General features: G+C 43.9%; 12 protein-coding genes and 2 pseudogenes. 5 read left to right on the top strand and 9 right to left on the bottom strand.

The annotated features are described in order from the left end of the window. Positions 1–130: 130 nt before the first annotated feature. The 6 genes and pseudogenes from EGV92_RS00620 to dnaQ form a co-directional block, all read right to left on the bottom strand. Entirely contained in the window at positions 131–727 is a 597-nt protein-coding gene (locus EGV92_RS00620; protein WP_131667286.1) for a DJ-1/PfpI family protein, read from the bottom strand. A gap of 151 nt (positions 728–878) precedes the next feature. Beyond that, positions 879–1574 (bottom strand): endonuclease III, encoded by a 696-nt coding sequence (gene nth / locus EGV92_RS00615; RefSeq protein WP_131667285.1) that lies wholly within the window; start codon positions 1572–1574, stop codon positions 879–881. 189 nt (positions 1575–1763) lie between these two features. After that, a complete protein-coding gene (locus tag EGV92_RS00610) occupies positions 1764–2642 on the bottom strand; it encodes an RnfABCDGE type electron transport complex subunit B (RefSeq protein ID WP_131667284.1) in 879 nt (292 codons plus the stop codon). 196 nt (positions 2643–2838) lie between these two features. Further along, positions 2839–3738, bottom strand: coding sequence for an NAD(+) diphosphatase (gene nudC, locus EGV92_RS00605; protein ID WP_131667283.1), 900 nt, complete (start codon positions 3736–3738; stop codon positions 2839–2841). 58 nt (positions 3739–3796) lie between these two features. Then, a complete protein-coding gene (locus tag EGV92_RS00600; RefSeq protein ID WP_131667282.1) occupies positions 3797–5488 on the bottom strand; it encodes a hypothetical protein in 1692 nt (563 codons plus the stop codon). Between the two features lie 716 nt (positions 5489–6204). Next, positions 6205–7888 (bottom strand): annotated as a pseudogene (gene dnaQ / locus EGV92_RS14325) (DNA polymerase III subunit epsilon). Between the two features lie 321 nt (positions 7889–8209). Between dnaQ and EGV92_RS00585 the strand changes: the two are divergent. From EGV92_RS00585 to EGV92_RS00575, 3 genes are all read left to right on the top strand, one after another. Further along, positions 8210–8809: a hypothetical protein gene (locus EGV92_RS00585; RefSeq protein WP_242678552.1), complete on the top strand. Its 600-nt coding sequence runs from the start codon at positions 8210–8212 to the stop codon at positions 8807–8809. A gap of 59 nt (positions 8810–8868) precedes the next feature. After that, the gene (locus EGV92_RS00580) at positions 8869–9174 is read left to right on the top strand and encodes a hypothetical protein (protein ID WP_131667279.1); all 306 of its coding nucleotides are present in this window, start codon (positions 8869–8871) and stop codon (positions 9172–9174) included. Positions 9175–9238: 64 nt separating this feature from the next. Then, complete coding sequence (locus EGV92_RS00575; protein ID WP_242678551.1) at positions 9239–10480, top strand: LD-carboxypeptidase; 1242 nt, start codon at positions 9239–9241, stop codon at positions 10478–10480. A 340-nt stretch (positions 10481–10820) separates the two neighbouring features. Here the strand turns inward: EGV92_RS00575 and EGV92_RS00570 are convergent, their stop codons facing one another. After that, positions 10821–12137, bottom strand: coding sequence for a DUF3100 domain-containing protein (locus EGV92_RS00570; RefSeq protein ID WP_131667278.1), 1317 nt, complete (start codon positions 12135–12137; stop codon positions 10821–10823). Positions 12138–12320: 183 nt separating this feature from the next. Continuing rightward, positions 12321–13484 (bottom strand): M20 aminoacylase family protein, encoded by a 1164-nt coding sequence (locus EGV92_RS00565; protein WP_131667277.1) that lies wholly within the window; start codon positions 13482–13484, stop codon positions 12321–12323. Positions 13485–13909: 425 nt separating this feature from the next. On the opposite strand from EGV92_RS00565, the pseudogene EGV92_RS14145 reads away from it, so the two are divergent. Both EGV92_RS14145 and EGV92_RS00555 read left to right on the top strand, forming a co-directional pair. Next, positions 13910–14230 (top strand): annotated as a pseudogene (locus tag EGV92_RS14145) (acyl-CoA dehydrogenase family protein). Positions 14231–14754: 524 nt separating this feature from the next. After that, positions 14755–16557 (top strand): FAD-dependent oxidoreductase, encoded by a 1803-nt coding sequence (locus EGV92_RS00555; protein WP_131667276.1) that lies wholly within the window; start codon positions 14755–14757, stop codon positions 16555–16557. A gap of 475 nt (positions 16558–17032) precedes the next feature. On the opposite strand, the gene EGV92_RS00550 is transcribed toward EGV92_RS00555, so the two are convergent. Next, positions 17033–18403 (bottom strand): hypothetical protein, encoded by a 1371-nt coding sequence (locus EGV92_RS00550; protein WP_131667275.1) that lies wholly within the window; start codon positions 18401–18403, stop codon positions 17033–17035. Positions 18404–18425: the final 22 nt, after the last annotated feature.

Here is an 18425-nt window from a genome sequence, read left to right as displayed (position 1 = left end):
TTGCAGGCACTGGCCGCTAATTACCTATCCTATAACAGTAAGAATACTAGAGACCAGGCGAAGAAAAAATCAGTAAAAGTAGCGTATTTTAACGTGAAATGAGGTAAAACTCTAGTGAAAGCCTTTTAAACTACCGCGGACAAAATTCATCATTGTGGCGATCTTCGTGCCAACGGTACTCAACATCATAGGCTATCTGTCGAGCAGTACCTACACCATGTCTATCAGCGATAAAGCCGAGCGTCATATCCATACCTGCACTGACCCCCGAGGAGGTATAAAACTTATCATCAACTACCCATCGGGCTTGAGGCTGCCAGACGACACTGTCTGATTGCGAGATTACCCATTGCCAAGCGCGTTTATTCGAGGTCGCTCTTAACCCGTCTAACACTCCCGCTTTGGCTAATAAGGCACTGCCTGTACAGACGCTAAGTACCCAGTTAGCCGTATGACTAAAACAAGAAAGCTCGTACAAAAATTCGCTATCATGAACAAGATCGCGAGTCCCAGGACCACCGACTATCAGCAGGACATCAGTGGGGTACTCTAGCGATGCTATCGCAGTAGTGGGTAGAGTCACACCATGGTGGTTGTGAATAAGACTACCCGAGATAGAGGCAAATTGGAGTCGATACTGCTTGGGCAATCGACCAAACATCTCGACCACACCATAAAGATCTAGGGTCTCAAAGTTATTAAATACTAAAGCGGTAATGGTTTGCATTAGCTATCCCAAAGGTTAGGTACAGCAGTTCAATGGTTTTATGCTAGTACAAGACATACTAGGGCGTATCGATTGTCACTATTGGCTGACTTAAAATAGGGTTAGCAAAAAATGGTGGTCGAAAAATAGTTAGTAAACAACAGTTAGACAGTTAGATCTCCGCAAACTTCATTTTATCCTTAAACATACACTCTTCAAAGACAGGACAAGCTCCGCATTTGGGGGTTCGGGCCTGACAAGTATAGCGGCCATGTAAGATTAAATAGTGATGGGCATCGACGATGAAGTCATCCGGAATGCGCTCAACCAGCTTTTTCTCAACCGCTAGTACCGTCTTTCCAGTCGCTAAGCCAGTACGATTACTGACTCTAAATATATGGGTATCGACTGCCATAGTAGGCTGACCAAAGGCGGTATTTAGTACCACATTAGCCGTTTTACGACCGACACCGGCGAGTGCTTCAAGCTCTTTTCGCGTATCTGGTACTTCGCTATTGTGTTTTTCGATCAAGTCGCGGCACGTCTTAATGACGTTTTTGGCCTTTGAGTTATAGAGGCCTATGGTCTTGATATATGTCTTTAAACCGTCCTCTCCTAGAGCCAAAATCGCCTCGGGGGTGTTGGCTACTGGAAAGAGTTTTTTGGTAGCGATATTGACGCTGACATCGGTGGCTTGCGCCGATAGCATGACAGCTATTAATAGCTCAAAGTTGCTACTGAATTCAAGCTCAGTTACAGGCTCGTCTATGGTAGCGGCCAACTTTTCAAAAAATGGCCGCACATTGCGGTTGGGCAAACGGCGAGATGGCGGTGTTTGAGCAGTCTTAGGGATGACAGGTTTTGGCATACGGTGATCTTATTATAAGAGTTAAGCGGGCAATGTGAGTGTTACTCTTACAAGCAAACTGTTGGTAAGAGTGACAGTACATCAGCTGGCTGTGGTCAATAAAAGTATTTTAATGAGGCTTATCTCAATAAGCTATCGTTAATCAGGGACGTCATGAATGTGTGTCTGAGCATTTAAAGGTCTAGCTGGCTATGCCTCATCTAGCAGGGTCTCAAGCTCAGCTTGCAGGCGCTCGCGTTCAGCTTGCTTGGCAGGGTTAGGGCGGACGCTTAGCTGCTTATCTAGTTTTTTGATCTTGGTTCGCAGCTTAGCAGCGGCAATCGTTGATTTGGCTTCAGCTGCATCAATATCGATGGCTTGATTCGCAACATTACCAAGCTTGGCCTCCACCATACTGACGACAGGTTTGGCGCGAGATCGGTTGGTCATTTGCTCCGCCACACGGTCTAAATGCGTATGATAGCGCTGGCGTAAATGAGCTTGCTCTTGAGCTCGCTCTAGCTCAGTCGGTGAATGCTCGACTTCAATCAAGTCTATGCAGTCAACAGGACAAGGCGGCAGGCATAGCTCGCAGCCGGTACACAAGTCAGTAAAGATAGTATGCATGTGTTTACCCGTACCGACAATAGCATCGACAGGGCAGGCTGGGATACATTTGGTGCAGCCGATACAATCGGCTTCTCTAATGACAGCCCGCACCTCGACAGGTCGGCCAGATATCTCGTCAGTCTTCCATTTGGATGGTGCAGCAGGCAGCGTCTCTTGACCCAGTAGTTGAGCTAGAGCATCGGTCACTGGTTGGCCACCTGGCACACACTTATTGAACGGCTCATGCTGAGTAACTATGGCAGTCGCGTAGGGCAGACAACCATCTGGATGGTCACAAAGACCACACTGCGTCTGCGGCAAGCAGGCGTCAATCTGCGCGATGAGCTTCTGAGCTTGGGTCGATAATGACTCAAGCTGTAGGCTATCGAATAAGAGAGGCAAGCCTGTGAGTCGCTCCTCAATAATAGGAATACGAGCTGGGGTTTGGGCTGAATGGGCCGAATGGAGAGTATCCGTCATTAAATAAGTATATCACCTGTGAAGTCGTCGGAATAAAATGAGTTACTAGAGCGCATTGAGTGTGTTGAACTATTTAGTCATCTTGCTAGCGTAACGTGACCAATAAGATGACTATGGTAGTAAAGAGGTAGGCATTATAAAGAATAACACAGTGACATAGAAGTCAGAGTAAAAGGATAGAGGCCACTAGGCTCAATCAAACTGAATGCCGATCTTGCTCAATAACTTGCTGGATTATCTCAAAAGCAATAGAGCCTTTAGAGGGTATCTTTGGTAAGTCAGTAATATCAAAAAAGTCAGCGTGTGACAGCTCTGCCAGCTCTACGCAAATATCACCGGAGTCAAATTCGGCTTGGAACGCCGCCATTAGGTTGGACGGATAAGGCCACTGCTGACTGCCTAAGTAGCGAATATTGCTGACAGCCAGTCCCACCTCTTCGTTAATCTCGCGCTGAACGGCCTGCTCAAGACTTTCACCGACTTCTACAAAACCAGCAATAAGACCGTATTGTGGATCGGTATCAGGCTTGCCATAGCGATGATGATGCGCCAGTAGAATCTGAGTGACACCAGTCTGTGGATTAGCGCGGGTAACTACAGTAATGACACAAGGCTGAATCCTAGGATAGTGAGTAAGCTTACAGTTGGCGCAAAGTAAAGCGCGCTCAGAGGGATGAGGAGTCAGCGCTGCGGCGCAGCGACTACAAAAGCGAGTGTGTGCCTGCCAGCGTAGTAGCTGCATCGCCGCACTTAAGTCTTGATAGTAGGCGGTGGGTAAGCTCATGATTAGCTTACGAAAAGGTATAAAGCTTGCGGACTTGGGTACAGTAAGATGGCGCGCTCTAAGGTAATCCAAACTTACAGCAGCACTGATGCGATCGCTACTTTGAGCCTTTAGATTTTTTGCTTGATTTTGCCCATGATCGGTAGGATGGAGCGAAATAAACCCTTCTGAATTAACGGCCTCTTCTGACTCCATTACTGAAAGTTTATGATCGTCACTGGATGCAGGTATGTTTAAACCAAACGGCAACCAATCGGTTGCCGTTTTTTCACATAAGATTTGATCACCATCTATGACTAAGGCGGATATCATTATTGCTCTCTTACTTTGCTCTCTTATTGTGCCCTGATGTTTTTAGGGTGGGCATAGCTTAAGCAGCCAGTAGCTTGCTTAAGCTATGCTGACCGATCACCATGGCTTGTTTGCCGGCAGGATGATTATTCTCAAAGCCTTCGAGATGGTAGTCTACTGCCATTACCACGTTGGCTATCTGCGCAAAAGTCTCTTCATCGACAGCTGAGGTCGCGGCCACAACATGGTCTTCAGTAAAGCTGGCAAGCCGACAGAGCATGCTAGCGGCGTCTGGCAGCTGTAAAAAGCGAATCGCTCCGGCGACTTGCTGCATCATCAGAGGTAGATTTGAGATAATCTGTTTATCATGGCTAGGGTCAGCTAGATATTCGCTGATAGCTTGCTCAATTTGTACAATACTAGCGCGGCTCTCAAGAATGAGGGTGTCATAAGCAGTATCAAGCTGGTGTAAAGAGATATTGTGATTGTGCAGTGGCAGGTTAACAGCACCCGGTGTGTGCGACTTAGTCATAAATATCGAAGCATTTTCTGCCACCATCATTGACGCAAGTAATTGGTCAAAGTCTTCTGGTGTCGGGGTCTGCCAAGCTTTGAGCGCTGAAGCAGCTTGGGTTAAGGCGTCAGTGGCATCATGAAGCCCTAACAGCTTCATAGCTTTGCCAAGAGCTAGAATATCATCGGCTATCTGCGCTGCATTAGGTGCGTCAGCTTGAAGGCCCTCATTGCGCACTAAATTATCGACCTTTTCTTTGATAGTGCTAATCTCATTTTGGATCAAGTCATTTAAGGTATCTATGACCTTACGATCAGGACCAAATAAGAAGCGCTTCATTTGTGTACGCTGATTGTCATCAAGACGTCTATCAGCGTATTTTTGTTGAATACTTTGTGCCAATTTATGGTCACGCTGACAGGCTAAGCTGACCAAATCTGCAAAGCGATTGTCGCTGACAGGTAGATAGTCATGGAACTGTTGCTCTAAGAATATCAATGTGCGCTTGTAAGTATTGCTAAGGGGTAGGCTGTCGGCAATATCACTGACTACAGCAGTTGCCGCTTGCCAAAACAGTGAGTCTGACTTGGCGGCTATAAGTGCACAAGCAGAGGTCATGGCAGTCAGCTTCTTTTGTTCAGCAGCGGTGACTTGACCATCTTGATTGGTCAGGACCACACCCAAACCAGCACGGTAAGCTGTACTTAACAACTTAGTATCAATATCGAGGCTTGATAGAGACTGATAATTCTGTGCAGGATTGACAATAGAGACGCGAGTATTATTTATCTTATTAAAATACCCATCTTCTAGAGGCGTTTTGTTGAGGTGCGAGTATAGCTTATTGATAATAGGTAGCAGTAATGATGGCTCAAAGGTCTCTTTTAATAGTACAAACTCTATATAACGATCAAGGGTCATGATCGCCTCTGAAAGATCTAAGATAAGCTCGTCGTCGTTATTATCACCATTGTCGTATAACTGCTGCAGACCAACAGCAATGGCTTGGGACAGATGACTGGCACCACGTAAGTAAATAAGGTCTAAAATGGCAGACAATTGATTTAACACTTCAATAGAGTCGAGCAATAAAGGTGCCTGATCGCTATCATCGTTAAACTCACTTAAATGAATTTCAGCATCTTTTAACGCCACATCAATTTCACTACGCAGCAAGTGCAAAGAGGGTAGGTCAAAGTTAGTTGCAGAAAGCACTAGCTCGTCGGTATGGTGGTTGGTTGCGGATGGCTGCAGCATAGTAAAAGATTCCAATTAAGTTTAGTGGAGCAATAGAGTTGAGGATATTATAAAAATTGTTCTGGCACTTTAGGTTTTGACTTTGTAATGACATCTTACCTTGATGAGTCGGCCACTAGATGTTCTGGTGGTTATTTATCTGCATATTATCCCAGATTAAAATAATTATCTAATAAGCACTATATGAGGTGTTTCATCGCAGACTTATAGAGTTAATCCACTGCAAAGCCACTGAACAGTAGCTAGGATAACTATGGTTATCTGCCCTGACGGATTTTTAGGTTAGTCATCAATTAGATACTAAGCTTGTGGCGGCCTGCTGTTAACATTTTATCAGTTACCTACTCTAAAGTAATGTCTATGAGGTATTAAGCTAATGTTTAATTAACCTTCTGGTCAATGATTTATGGCTTAAATCGACGGTAATTACAATAGATAATGGGTTGCTTGGCATCATCATTCAACCCTCATTACAGCATTTTGCTCATTAGTATTCAACAGCTCTAGATACAATCTATCTACCTATCTACAATCAGCTTATGACCCCTAAGGCTATAAAATTTAGCTCAGTCAAACTTGCCATTGTTAATTGATAGCGATCATTGCTAATCCTAGCCTTAATAATATCACTACAAGCTAAGAGTATGATATTGATCGCCATAAATTAGTAGTGACTGGCAAAGATAAATCTAGACAGCCCTAATAAGCATTAAACCCTAAGCATCCCAAACCTCGTTGAGCGCTGGGTACTGTTGATTTAGCTCATTGAGCCAAGCTTGATGTGCCGCTACGTCGGTAGAGGAGGTCACTAGCTTGCTAGCAAGATGCTCAAAGCGAGCATGAGCGCCGCCACCTTCACTATAGTTTTCTTCATCGATAGCAAGGGCAACCTGACCACCGGTCATGGCCAAATATACTTCAGCTAAAATCTCAGCATCGAGTAATGCACCGTGAAAGGTTCGATCTTGTTTACCGACATTAAGGCGTTTGACCAGTGCATCTAGAGTGTTTCTTTGACCTGGATATTGATGCTTGGCCATCACTAGTGAGTCAGTGACTTGGACCGCGTCAGCGAAGCCTGTTAAGCCGACTTTATCAAACTCCATAGTCAAAAAGCCAATATCAAATGGGGCGTTGTGCGCAATGACCTCTGCACCTGCCATGAAGTCAAATAGCTGCTGTGCGACGTCGGCGAATTTAGGCTTATCTTGCAAGAACGCCTCAGAGATCCCATGAATGCGGATAGCATCCTCATCCATACCACGTTCTGGGTTGATGTAGACGTGTAGCTTCTCACCGGTAAATTTGCGACCGACCATCTCCACAATACCGACTTCAATAATACGGTCACCTTTACTCGCATCTAACCCCGTGGTCTCTGTATCCATAATCAGCTGCCGGGCATCTTTGCCCTGATTGATAGGGTCGGGCAGTAGCGGTACAAAGTGCGGATTGGCGCGGCTAGTATCACCATCGAAAGCAACTGGCGTGTCACTTATGTCATGCCTGTCATTAGCTTGAGTGACTTCTTGGCGCTGCGGCTCAGCAAAAGCAGCATTAGGAAGACTAGAGATATCTTGGGTCATAGGCGTATTATCATTTAATGGGGCGCTGGGTAAAAGAGTTTGCGGTAGCGTATCTGTCATTTCTGTTGGAGAATAGCTTAGCGTGGCAGTCTCATTGGGTGTGGTCGTTTCATCCACTACAGTAGTTTTATTAACCACTGCATCTTGGTCGCTATTGGCTTGTTCTGCTAAGTCATTATCTAATCGCTCGTCTGCTTCTTCTTCAAGCAGCTCATCTGCCATGTCTAAGCCTAATGGATCAAAAGTTAACCAATCGTCCTTTTCAGGGGCTTCAGGGTTTTTTTTTTACCTCTTTTGTAGACTGAGTATTTGTAGCAGCTATAGTATTATAGGGATCAGGATTGCCCGCTAATACTCTCTCGACACCGAGATTGGCGAGCGCATCGGCTTTTTCGTTGCCTTCATGACCAGCATGGCCTTTAACCCAGTGCCAACTCACATCGCGCGCTTGACGTAATTCATCCAACTGCTGCCATAAGTCTTGATTGGCGACTGGCTTTTTGTTAGCGGTCTTCCAGCCTTTTTTCTTCCAGCCATCAATCCACTGAGTGATACCATTTTTGACATAGCTAGAATCTGTCCAGATCTCTAACGTGCTGTCTGTTGGGCTATTAATGAGGGCGTAAATTGCACCCATCAGCTCCATGCGGTTATTGGTGGTGGCGCTATCTCCGCCGCACCAGGCCTCGGTCTGGCCATCGGCAAATACCAGATAAGCTCCCCAACCCCCAGCCCCAGGGTTGCCCTTACAGGCGCCATCTGTAAAGGCGATGGTGGTATTGGCTTTGGCATCTAGTACGGACGCATCGGGCATAGACATAGTTACTCTTTAGGTTTGGTTTTGGATAATTTACTGTAGTTTGGCACAGTTCTAGACAGCGGCTAGATAGGGATTATAAAACCTAATGGCTGTTTTATGAAGCTATAGTGACAAATAAAGCACCAATTGGCTTTTTAATGCAAGCCGTTAATGTGGCAGCTTTTGCTTGAGTAGCCGTTAACTTAGAGCAGTTAATAATAAGAGAGCAGTGTGACATGTAGTTGATGCTCTTTAGTAAAAGGACAATATCTATATAGATATTTTGGGATATTTGTTAATATAGTACCTTTCTATCATCGATTTTAGCGTGAGTTTATGCCCGCCTTTAGCCAGCTGTTCCAATCTACCCTTTCTTCTTGTTGCTCATTTCGCATGACTCGAGCGGTCTTAACCGGCTGCCTGATTTCAAGTAGTCTACTCCTTGCTGCTTGCAATCAAAGCCCGAGCAGTGCAAGTGATGAATCAGAAGCCCGAAGTCCAGAGAGTCAGTCAAATCTTGAGAGCTTTATTGGTTGCTATACCGTCAGCTATGGAGAGCCGGCGCAGATTAAGGTTAGCCAGCAATCTGGTGCTTATGTCATGCAAATGAAAGAGCCTGAGCGCGCCCATCGTATCTGGGATGACCCTGAGCCTCTAGAAGCAGTACCGCTGACTATGGTGCAGAAGTTTTTCTCAATTGATCCTAACAATATTGACGCTATGCTGGCACGGCCAGATCGCGTCTTAGTATTGGCGCACGTCAAGAGTGCTTATGCCAATATTGACCCACTGCTTGATAGTGAGTATCTGTCTTACATCTACCAAGGGGCTAATACGATATATAAAGTTGACTGTGATGAGGTAAATACCGATATTTTGGCTGATCCGCATGCCGATATCGTCATCAAGCCAGTGGATGAGCAGCAAGCGCAATAGCCTTAAGCTGCTAATTCCTTAATTACCTTCTTTTTATCAATTCATATGAGAGGTTTGTCGTGGGATTTGTTAGTTATGTCATATTGGGTGCCATTGCCTACGCCATAGGTTGGGCGATTCATATGCATATTTTAGATAAAAAGTATGACCCTAAGGTACCCTATAGTTTCACTCATCCACTTATCTTAAGCTATATGGCAGCATTTTTTGTCATTATGCTTATCGTATCTTGGCTACTTGGAAAGCTAGTGTTGGCTCATCAGACCGCGGATATCGCATTTATAGTGGTCAATTCCTTGGTGGCGACTTTTGTCTTCTCCTTTGGCATTAATCCTGACAAATCTCGATTTGATGTGCCTGATTGATGGCGCAATGACGCTTAATACCTAAAAAACAACCAAAAAATAACCAAAAACTTGATGGTGGTTTATGCCTACTTCTATTCAGCCTGCAGATGAGCCAAGACACACTACAATGACAGGCACTGACCAACATTCAGACAACCGTGCTTTATCATTGGCTGCTAGCAAAGGTACGCTAAGCCGTCGTCAGTTTCTCAGTAAAGCTGCGTTAAGTATTGGGGCTGCTGCCGTCGCTAGTAGAGCCGCTGCTACGCCCCTTGCTTCTACTACAAGGCAAGAAATTGCTGCTGCCAACGCCTCTGCCTTAGCTACAGATGCACCGTTAGCATCTTGTGCGGCGGCCACTATTGCCACTCGATTGTTTGCCAGCTCCAATAAAGGAGAGAATGAAGGTCGTAATCAGCTTAGTATTGAGCGGCTGCGCTGTGCGGGGTTTGATATTCAGAACCCTACGGTAACCCAGCGACAGTTTTTGCGCTTTGCTGGCACGGATAGTCAGCGTGCTAGTGACTTACAGAATATCGCAACTGGCGCTGTCGCAGCACCAAAATTACTGCTTGGTGTGCGTGGTGGTTATGGGGCGATGCGACTATTGCCTATGGTGGACTGGCCGGCTCTTGGTCGCGTGATGAAAGAGCAGGGCACTATTATGGCAGGCTTTAGTGATGTCACTGCTGTGCAGTGTGCACTACTGGCTCAAGGGACGATGAGTAGCCTAGCAGCGCCAATGCTCTATAGTGAGTTTGGCAAATCACAGCCAGATCCTATTAGCTGTCAAGGCTTTGTAGAGGCCCTCACTAATCCTGCCTTAACGCTAACAATGTCAGATACTGCACTACATTTGCGCAGTCCGTCTGAGACTCGCGTCACCGGCACGCTTTGGGGCGGTAATTTAAGTGTGGTGTCAGCGCTGGCAGGGAGTGCCTATCTACCCAAGCCTGAGGGCGGTATTGTATTTTTAGAAGATGTGGGTGAGCAGACTTACCGCATTGAGCGCATGCTGTATAGCTTGTATCTGGCAGGAGCCTTTAAGGGGCAACAAGCGATCGTGCTAGGGGCGTTTAGCAATATTGGTACCGACAGCTATGATGATAGGTATGATATGACGGAGGTAATAATGCAGCTGCGTCAAGTGACGGGTCTGCCTGTCTTGACCGGTGTGCCGTTTGGTCATGTCGCGCGCAAGCATAGCTTCCCGCTAGGATCAACCTGTACTTTGACGACTGAAGATGATGGCTTTACTTTAACGTTTAGTGATTATCCTGTTATTGATCGAAGTCTGATTAAGGCTGAGGCGCTTTGGCGGTAGTTAACCTATGATTGCTATAGTCAATCCACAATAGTATTGGTGCAAGGAAGCCGAGCGCAGCCTATACAGTAGTATGACTGGTGAGGATGACACCATGATGGTTTTATTGTCGGCCGACTATAAGTTCGTAGTAGTGAGCGAGAAGATGTGAGTGTAACTAGAGTCTAGATATCTTTAGTGGTCTCATTATGACTCAACTGATATTAGATGAGTATTTATTAAATTAGTCTTGATAAGACTTTTGCGAAGAAAGGCATACCACTATCCAAAAAAAGAGCTGAGTTAATCAGCTCTTTTTTAGTCTAAAAACAATGAATGATTTTCGTATTCATCTTAAGGGTTAAAGCATAAATTGTGCGATTGCAGCGGACCCTAAAAAAGTACCCGTAAAGGTAAGTATGGCGACAATTGCAATTTTGAATCCAGATTTTTTGAATAGATCTACTTCTGTTTGTGAGATAGCAAAACCTGCATAAGCAAGCACAGGCGTTAATAGCTGTAGTGTACCGAGCTTATCCGTCTGAGCCAAAACGTACTCACTGAATGGGAACTGTGGTAATGAGATTAAAATAGCTGCAACGGATATCCAAGCAATAGCAGGAATGTTAACTGGGATAAATCGTTTTAATAAAATCCCAATAATACAACAAGCAAACAAAATCAACATAGCGGGTAGGGCGTCAATTGGATTGACACCTTGTCCTACCCAGTTGCTCAATAGTAGCACCCCACATATAACAATGAGCAGAATAAAAGATTGCAAGGTTGTCAGACTTGCTGGCTCTTCTATAGCTTTGCTGAGATCTGTTTCGCTAATAGCTGCTGAATCCTGATTCTTCTTAAATTTACTGATAACTTTATAGAAAAATTCTGTAAAAGGCAGAGCAATAAATAAACTAACAAACAGCCCTGTGGCGTAAGTCAGCAAGTTAGAAGTAGCTGCAAATGCAGTAATAGTTTCTTCTTGTGAGGGTATAGTCTCAGCTAGAGCCGCAGAGCACGCCCCCATCATGCTGCCACTACCTATACCGCAGGCCATTGCTAGAGCACGAATATCCATAATTTCCATTGAGGCAATGACGCCTGCCATTAACGAAAAATATATCGCACCAAATAATGTGCCCATTACATAGACCCCCATTACACCGATACCTTCGGCGCTTTGAAGTCCATACTTATCAGCAATTAGTGCTACGTTAGGCTCACGAGCAACTGAGTGAGTGGCACCGATAGCTTCACGCCCCATGCCAAAGACCAATACAGCAACAGGTAAAGCAATAAGAACCGTGGCAACATTCCCCAGTTCTTGTAAAAGTAAAGCTGGCCCTGCAGCTATTATCTCTTCGATATTTGGCCCAACGCCAACGCCAAATTTAGCAATAAATGGCATGATACTTAGCAGAATGGCATAACTTGCAAACATTGCACGTTTTTTGGTGATTACAGCCTTCATTGAAGGTATAACATTAGGATTTAATAAGATTGCAAAGATAAATGCGTATAGTAGAGGTAGTAACACTAATATACCTATACCAATAGGAATCTTTATAATGCCTATCCACTCAGCCAGCAGTGATACGGTAATAGCAAGTAAATGTAGCTTCCAATCGAGTAGGTGCTTAGTCATTGTAGGTGGTAGTACACCATTATTATTCATATAAATGCCCTTTTAGGTTGGTATAGTTAATCCTGTTTAAAACTGATACATAAAAGATTGGCTGGTATAAATTTACTGGCTAGAGGCCATAAGGTGGCTGAGGTGGCCGTAAATTCATTCCAGCGCCTTTGTGTCAAATCTAAAATGGATTGACTATACTAGGTACCTTTAATAGTCTCTTATCTATGATGATGTCTTTGGTAATAAAGTCTCAATTAAAGACACCCATACCTTGATACCTGTCTCAATTGCTTCGTCGTTAAAGTCATAAGATGCATTATGTAATGGCTTAGAGGGCGTGCTACCATCTACACCTAACCAAAAATATGCGCCTTTAACTTTTTGACTCATAAATGAAAAGTCCTCAGACGCCATTGATGGCTCTACATTGGTTTTTACTTTGTCAGCGCCCAAAACTTTGCTAGCAGCATCTTTAATATCAAGATACGCTTGGCTGTTGTTGGTAGTTACTGGATAGCGAACGTGATAGTCAATCTCCCCCTTTACGCCGTATAGAGAAGGTAACGTGGCCACCATTTCTACGAGCATATCCTGCATGGATTGACGTACATCCATATCAAAGCTACGAACTGTCCCCTTTAAGAACGCATATTCAGGAATAACATTAGTTGTATCACCGCTATTCATCTGTGTCACACTAATCACGCCGGCTTGGAGTGGTGATACTCTACGAGAGATAATAGATTGGATATTGGTGATCAAAGCTGCTCCTGCTGCAATTGGATCAGCGCCTAGATGTGGCATTGCTGCATGAGTACCTTTACCAGTCAGAGTAATTTCAAAAGTATCAAAAGATGCCATCATAGGCCCATTATTGACTGCAATCTCTCCCACAGGCAGCCCTGGCCAGTTATGTAATCCATAGACAGCGTCCATAGGAAACTTATCAAATAGCCCGTCATCAATCATGGCCTTTGCACCACCTAAAACCTCTTCAGCAGGTTGAAATATAAAATGTATCGTTCCGCTAAAGTTCTTGTTATCGCTAAGATGCTTTGCTGTACCTAGCAAGATAGAGGTATGTCCATCATGACCACAGGCATGCATACAGTTTTCATGAGTAGACTTATGAGCGACATCACTTAGCTCTTTTATGGGTAAAGCATCGATATCTGCTCGGATTCCAATAGTCGGACCTGTACCGTTCTTTAATGTACCGACTACTCCGGTACCACCTAGTCCCTGATGAACTTCAATCCCAAATGATTGTAGCTTTTCTATGATAAACGATGAGGTTTTAAACTCTTTAAAACCAAGCTCAGGTTGACTATGAATTTGTTTGCGCCACTCTTTGACTTCGCCTAATAGTGCTTCGTTGACTAACATTTGTTTCCCTTGTAAAACATAGATGGTTAAAACGCAAAAAAAGAGGTGCTATTAGCTTTTTAGAACTTAAACTAAACCTCTATTTACTTACGACGCAACAATATAATTGTTTTTAATGAATGATGCTATCTTAAGTACTTTCCTAAAAAGAATAACGATTTATCCGCTCATTTCTTCATAAGAGAGCCACATATTGTGAGAGAGTTTTACGTTGAGCACTAATTTAAGCTAACTGTCGTTGTGTACATATAGGTAATCTCCCTTATCGTAGTTGAAACCGACAAGACGGAAGGCTTTGGTCGTGGCCGCAATCTAAAAAAGATTGGTCTTATGGCTCAGGATACCTCAAAGCTGCATTTCACGAACATGCGCGCACCACAAAAAACTTATTGGGCAGTATTGAAGGCATAGGATTTATCCAGCTGATGCAAGAGTTGCCCCGTGAGCGTTTAAGCATCGGTCTGACTGGTATTGCTGCCATGCGTCTGACCATTGAATTGACATTTGACTATAACAAAGAGCGTGAAGGCTTCGGAAAACCCATCTAGGAATTGCAAAATACGCGCTTTAAGTTGGCTGAATGCTGTGCCGATTACTTCGCCTGCCAAGTGATGACCAGTGCTGTGGTCGAGGCGCTGCTAGAAGAAAAGCTGTCTGTCCCTCATGCTGCGCTTATTAAATACGCCGTCACCAAAAAGCCGTACCGAGCTATGGACGAGTGTATAAAGCCATTCGGTGGTCACTGATACATGATGGAAGAGCCAATCGCCCGTCTGTACGCGGACGCACGCGCTCAGAAGCCAATGGCGGAAGCAACGAGATTATGAAAGAGACGGTATGGGCTAGAAAATTAGTTAAAAATCACGGAGATTGACGCAGCTAATAAAAGCTATGGCACCTAAGGCTGCAACAACCTTGTCTAAAATTAGGTTATGACCCTGTTAATCAGCCAGTTTGCAGCCTAGATATTTGCTGGTTTGGGTGGGGTTGTTTGACTAAAAAACTTGTGGGCAAGTGTCATGATGTGTCAGCGTAGCAACAGCCAGCTTGTGGTAACAATAAAATTGATGCTCATAACGACGTCATCCCATGTGACAGTATTTGCAAATGAGACTAAACAAAAAACATTCATGAATAAATTTAGAGATATTAATGTAGTAAAAACAAACCCTTGCGGTCTAGCGTGACCGTCAAATAATAGAAACTTCTCTTTTTAGCAAGGGAAGAAAGACAATAAATGATAAACCCTAGAAAAGTATAAGGAGAACTTATGCCAAATACTTCTAGTAATGCAGCAAATTGCACTGAAACTCATAAAAAAAGAGTACTCATTGCCGGTGGTGGTATATCTGGGCTTAGCGCCGCTTTTGAATTATCTGAAGACCCCAATCTTGATATCACAGTAGTCGAGTCAAAAGAGCAGTGCGGTGGCAAGATGATTGGCTACTTTAATGCTAAAGAACAGCGTTTTGAAGAGCATTCCATTCGAGCATTAGGCGCTACTTATTTCTCATTATTTAATATTTTTAGTCGCGCCAACTTATTGCATACCTTAACACCTGTTGACGACTATCAGTTTTATCAAAGCGAACCTAAAAAGGATAACCGCGGTAAAAGTGATAATGTAGAGAGCCATAGTGGCCGCCGTATCTCAGTAGATAGACGTAAAGCCATCGATTTGCAAACTATTGAAAATATGATTGAGGCATTCGATCTCAATAAAAAGAATATGCTGCAATTGGTTCAACGTATCGTACACCACGTCAACGCCAGTGAAGAGCAACGCCAAAAAATGGAATATGAAAAGGCGGGCGACTTTCTTGGGATAGATGACTTTGATGAGCATACCCGGCAGTTTATTACCAACTGGTTTGGTATTCTCACTGGCGCTAGAATGCATAGTAAAGCCGTCGATATTATGGATAGCTTTGTACTTATGTTTTTGCCTATGACTGAAGCCCCTACATTGCCCGCTGGTGAACCATCAAAATCTTACTGCTTCAATCGGCCTACGTCTGAAGTAATAGACGCATTGGTTGAAACACTAAAACAACGTGGGGTAAAGTTTTATAATAATACCCACATACTCAACTTACATCGTCATACTGAGGCTCCAAGTGATGAGCAACTCAATAACTCAGAGCACACATCTCAAGATAGAATTAGCATTGACGTGTCAGTTAATCCACTATTAACTGATAAGACCTCCGTAGAAGACCTTGAAGCCTTAGAGAAGCAATACTTTGATGCCGCCGTGATTGCCCTACCGCATGAGGTAATATGGAAGCTTGGATTATTGCCAGAAGTCAAAAAACCATTTAACGATGAATGGTCATTTGGCACTCAATATCCTTTGCAAGAGATACCAGAAGTATTCAAGCCATTTATGGGCAAATCTTATAGCTTATGTTTTGATGCACCATGGAATATTGTGTTTCAAATACAGCACAAAGGCGGCTTCTGGCAAGATGTAGAGTTTCCTGAGGGTCATGATTATAATCTATCCGCTACCTGTAGCTCGCCATTTAATAAAGGCTCACTTTATGGTAAGCGTTTTATGGAATGTACTCCAGAAGAGGCTAAAGAAGAAATTCTATATCAGCTTGGCATTACTGATAAACAGCAGTATCAACAAATTGCTGCTACAGGCGTTATCGACCCCATCAACTTAATTTATACTGATAATTGGCAACCATATGCCGAGCTTGAAACAGCGGAAATGGGCATCGAGCAAGATAATGGTAAGCGCTGGGTAAATCTAACCCAGATTTATATTCGTAATGCGGACGATGCAAAAATTGAAACCAAAACACAGTGGAATAATATTGTTTTAGCGGGTGAGATTATCTCAGTAAAAGGGCGTTGGAAAATTCCAACCATGGAGCAAGCAGCCACTTCTGGTAAACAAGCAGCACAGGCGGTATTCGATTATTTTGATTGTAAACGCCATGTAGATTTAGCAACAGCCGAACTGGTGAATGAGTCATATTACAAATACCTTGATCCCCTCATTACCGCTCTAAGCACAGCGGCCAATAAAGTCTCTAAAATAGAGAGAAAAATAACTAATTAAACAGTGAAATAATTGTGTTTTTCTGATTGTGAGCGCTTTAAGTCTCACCCAGCGTAATCCTCTTACACTGAACGCATTAACATTATGCCTGCTGTGTAAGGGGATTTTCGTATCTATAAGCCTTGACTAAGCTAATGGCAATTACCCCTGTGACGACTTAGCAAAACAGGTGGATAGTCAGCTGCCATATGTAGTTGAGCTTATTTAAAACTACTACGTAAAAAAAGTCGCTGGCATAAATCTAAAATAGACTGACTATAGTACTAAAGCGCGGGCTTACATAGTTTTAGCCCTATCTTGATTTGCTCGTTTGTCATGACTCTCAGTCTCTCATGGTAGGGCTTTTTTATGTATATAGGAGTGCTTATCCTGATTTTAGGGACAAATAACAAAAACCAGTGCGAACACTGGTTTTTATTATAAAAAGCAATTAATGAGACAACAAAATTTGTTATCGCGATTTACTTATTTTTTATTACCCCTTCTTTATTACCCCAAACCATGTCAATTCAGAGGGGGTGAATGCTAAGTCAATGGTTGGTTTTAAAGTGGCAGCTTTGGGGTCGATGACGGCAATTTGTTTTTTAGCCGTATTTAACACATAGACATCATCACTGTTGGGGTTAACCACTAAGGTAGGACCACCGTGTCCACCATCGGCAACGCCATCGGTGATGACATCAAGCGTTTTGATGGGTTTAAAGTTTTGGGCCACGTCTAAAATGGTCACCTTGCCTAAGTCATCAAGCAATAGTAGATAGTTACCAGAGCGATCAAACTCATAGCTTAATACTTTACGGTTTTTGTCTGTCGTCCAAGTAATGGAGGTAAAAGCTTTTGTAGTGGGGTTGATCAGATGCGGCTGACCACATGCTGTACCGACCAAAAACTCATGGTGTGGGCTGGTAGCAAAGGAGCCGATACGAGAAGGGCTGGCAGGTCGGTTGGGACGCTGACATAGAGTATTAGCAATACTCATTGGGTTTGGTAGTTTTTCTGAGCTAAACTCATCGCCAACTTTATGTACGCTGACCACACCATCGCTACAAGCAAATACGCTGTAATCACCTGCACTACCGCTACCATGAAGGCTAGGGCAAGCGGTAGTTAAATCTTGATGCTTGTGGTAATGGTCATGGTGCTGATGATAGACCACAAGGCTGTCTGCCAGTGGGCTGCCTACCGTATTTAGGCGGGCAGTGGTAATGACATATTCTCCTTGAGCCTCAGCAGTACCATGCATGTTGCTGTTGAGTTTTTGATAAGGCAGTTTGCCGGCATCAATATCTTCATCAGTGACCAGTACAAAGCCTGCTTGCTGTTTAAACTGATCAACTGGATTACCTTGTTCGCCTTTACCATCAAAAAATAATCCAGCTTGTGTGCCATGAGTTTGGTAGTGATTAGGCGTTGCGTAGTTGAGTTGTAGTAATACTTTTCGGACATCCCCTGCATAGGCGTGATCATGATCACCATGGTCTTCGACGCGCAAGCCACTGTGATAAAAGTTCACTTGGTTATTTTTACGATCAAGGCTCAAGGCATATTTACCTTGAGGGCTGGTTTGTAGGGCGTCAATGTGTCCAGCATTTGCAAAGGTTTGGATAATTTTGTTTTGAGCAAGGCTGTAGACGTAGGCTGTATCACTGTCTTGGTCAGCAATAAGTAGTCGTCCCTGAGCAATTTCTGCCGCCACTTCTGGGTCATGATGATGGTGATGATGATCATGCCCAGAGGTGGCATTAGCTCGGTCTTCCGATGAGCCACAACCACTTAGGGGACTGACAGTCAAACCTGCCAATAGTGCCAAAGTGACAGCGTTGGTTAATGGGTTTTTGCGTGACATAACATTATCCTATTTATTAATC

The sequence above is a fragment of the Psychrobacter pygoscelis genome, assembly GCF_004335015.1.
In the GTDB taxonomy this organism is placed as follows: Bacteria; Pseudomonadota; Gammaproteobacteria; order Pseudomonadales; family Moraxellaceae; genus Psychrobacter; species Psychrobacter pygoscelis.
This window is presented reverse-complemented; position numbering and strand designations above follow the sequence as displayed.

Bases quoted from the DNA above. Each gene is read 5' to 3' on its own strand.
- EGV92_RS00620 (WP_131667286.1), bottom strand. From the start codon at position 727: ATGCAAACCATTACCGCTTTAGTATTTAATAACTTTGAGACCCTAGAT.
- nth (WP_131667285.1), bottom strand. From the start codon at position 1,574: ATGCCAAAACCTGTCATCCCTAAGACTGCTCAAACACCGCCATCTCGC.
- EGV92_RS00610 (WP_131667284.1), bottom strand. From the start codon at position 2,642: ATGACGGATACTCTCCATTCGGCCCATTCAGCCCAAACCCCAGCTCGT.
- nudC (WP_131667283.1), bottom strand. From the start codon at position 3,738: ATGATATCCGCCTTAGTCATAGATGGTGATCAAATCTTATGTGAAAAA.
- EGV92_RS00600 (WP_131667282.1), bottom strand. From the start codon at position 5,488: ATGCTGCAGCCATCCGCAACCAACCACCATACCGACGAGCTAGTGCTT.
- EGV92_RS00585 (WP_242678552.1), top strand. From the start codon at position 8,210: ATGCCCGCCTTTAGCCAGCTGTTCCAATCTACCCTTTCTTCTTGTTGC.
- EGV92_RS00575 (WP_242678551.1), top strand. From the start codon at position 9,239: ATGCCTACTTCTATTCAGCCTGCAGATGAGCCAAGACACACTACAATG.
- EGV92_RS00570 (WP_131667278.1), bottom strand. From the start codon at position 12,137: ATGAATAATAATGGTGTACTACCACCTACAATGACTAAGCACCTACTC.
- EGV92_RS00565 (WP_131667277.1), bottom strand. From the start codon at position 13,484: ATGTTAGTCAACGAAGCACTATTAGGCGAAGTCAAAGAGTGGCGCAAA.
- EGV92_RS00555 (WP_131667276.1), top strand. From the start codon at position 14,755: ATGCCAAATACTTCTAGTAATGCAGCAAATTGCACTGAAACTCATAAA.
- EGV92_RS00550 (WP_131667275.1), bottom strand. From the start codon at position 18,403: ATGTCACGCAAAAACCCATTAACCAACGCTGTCACTTTGGCACTATTG.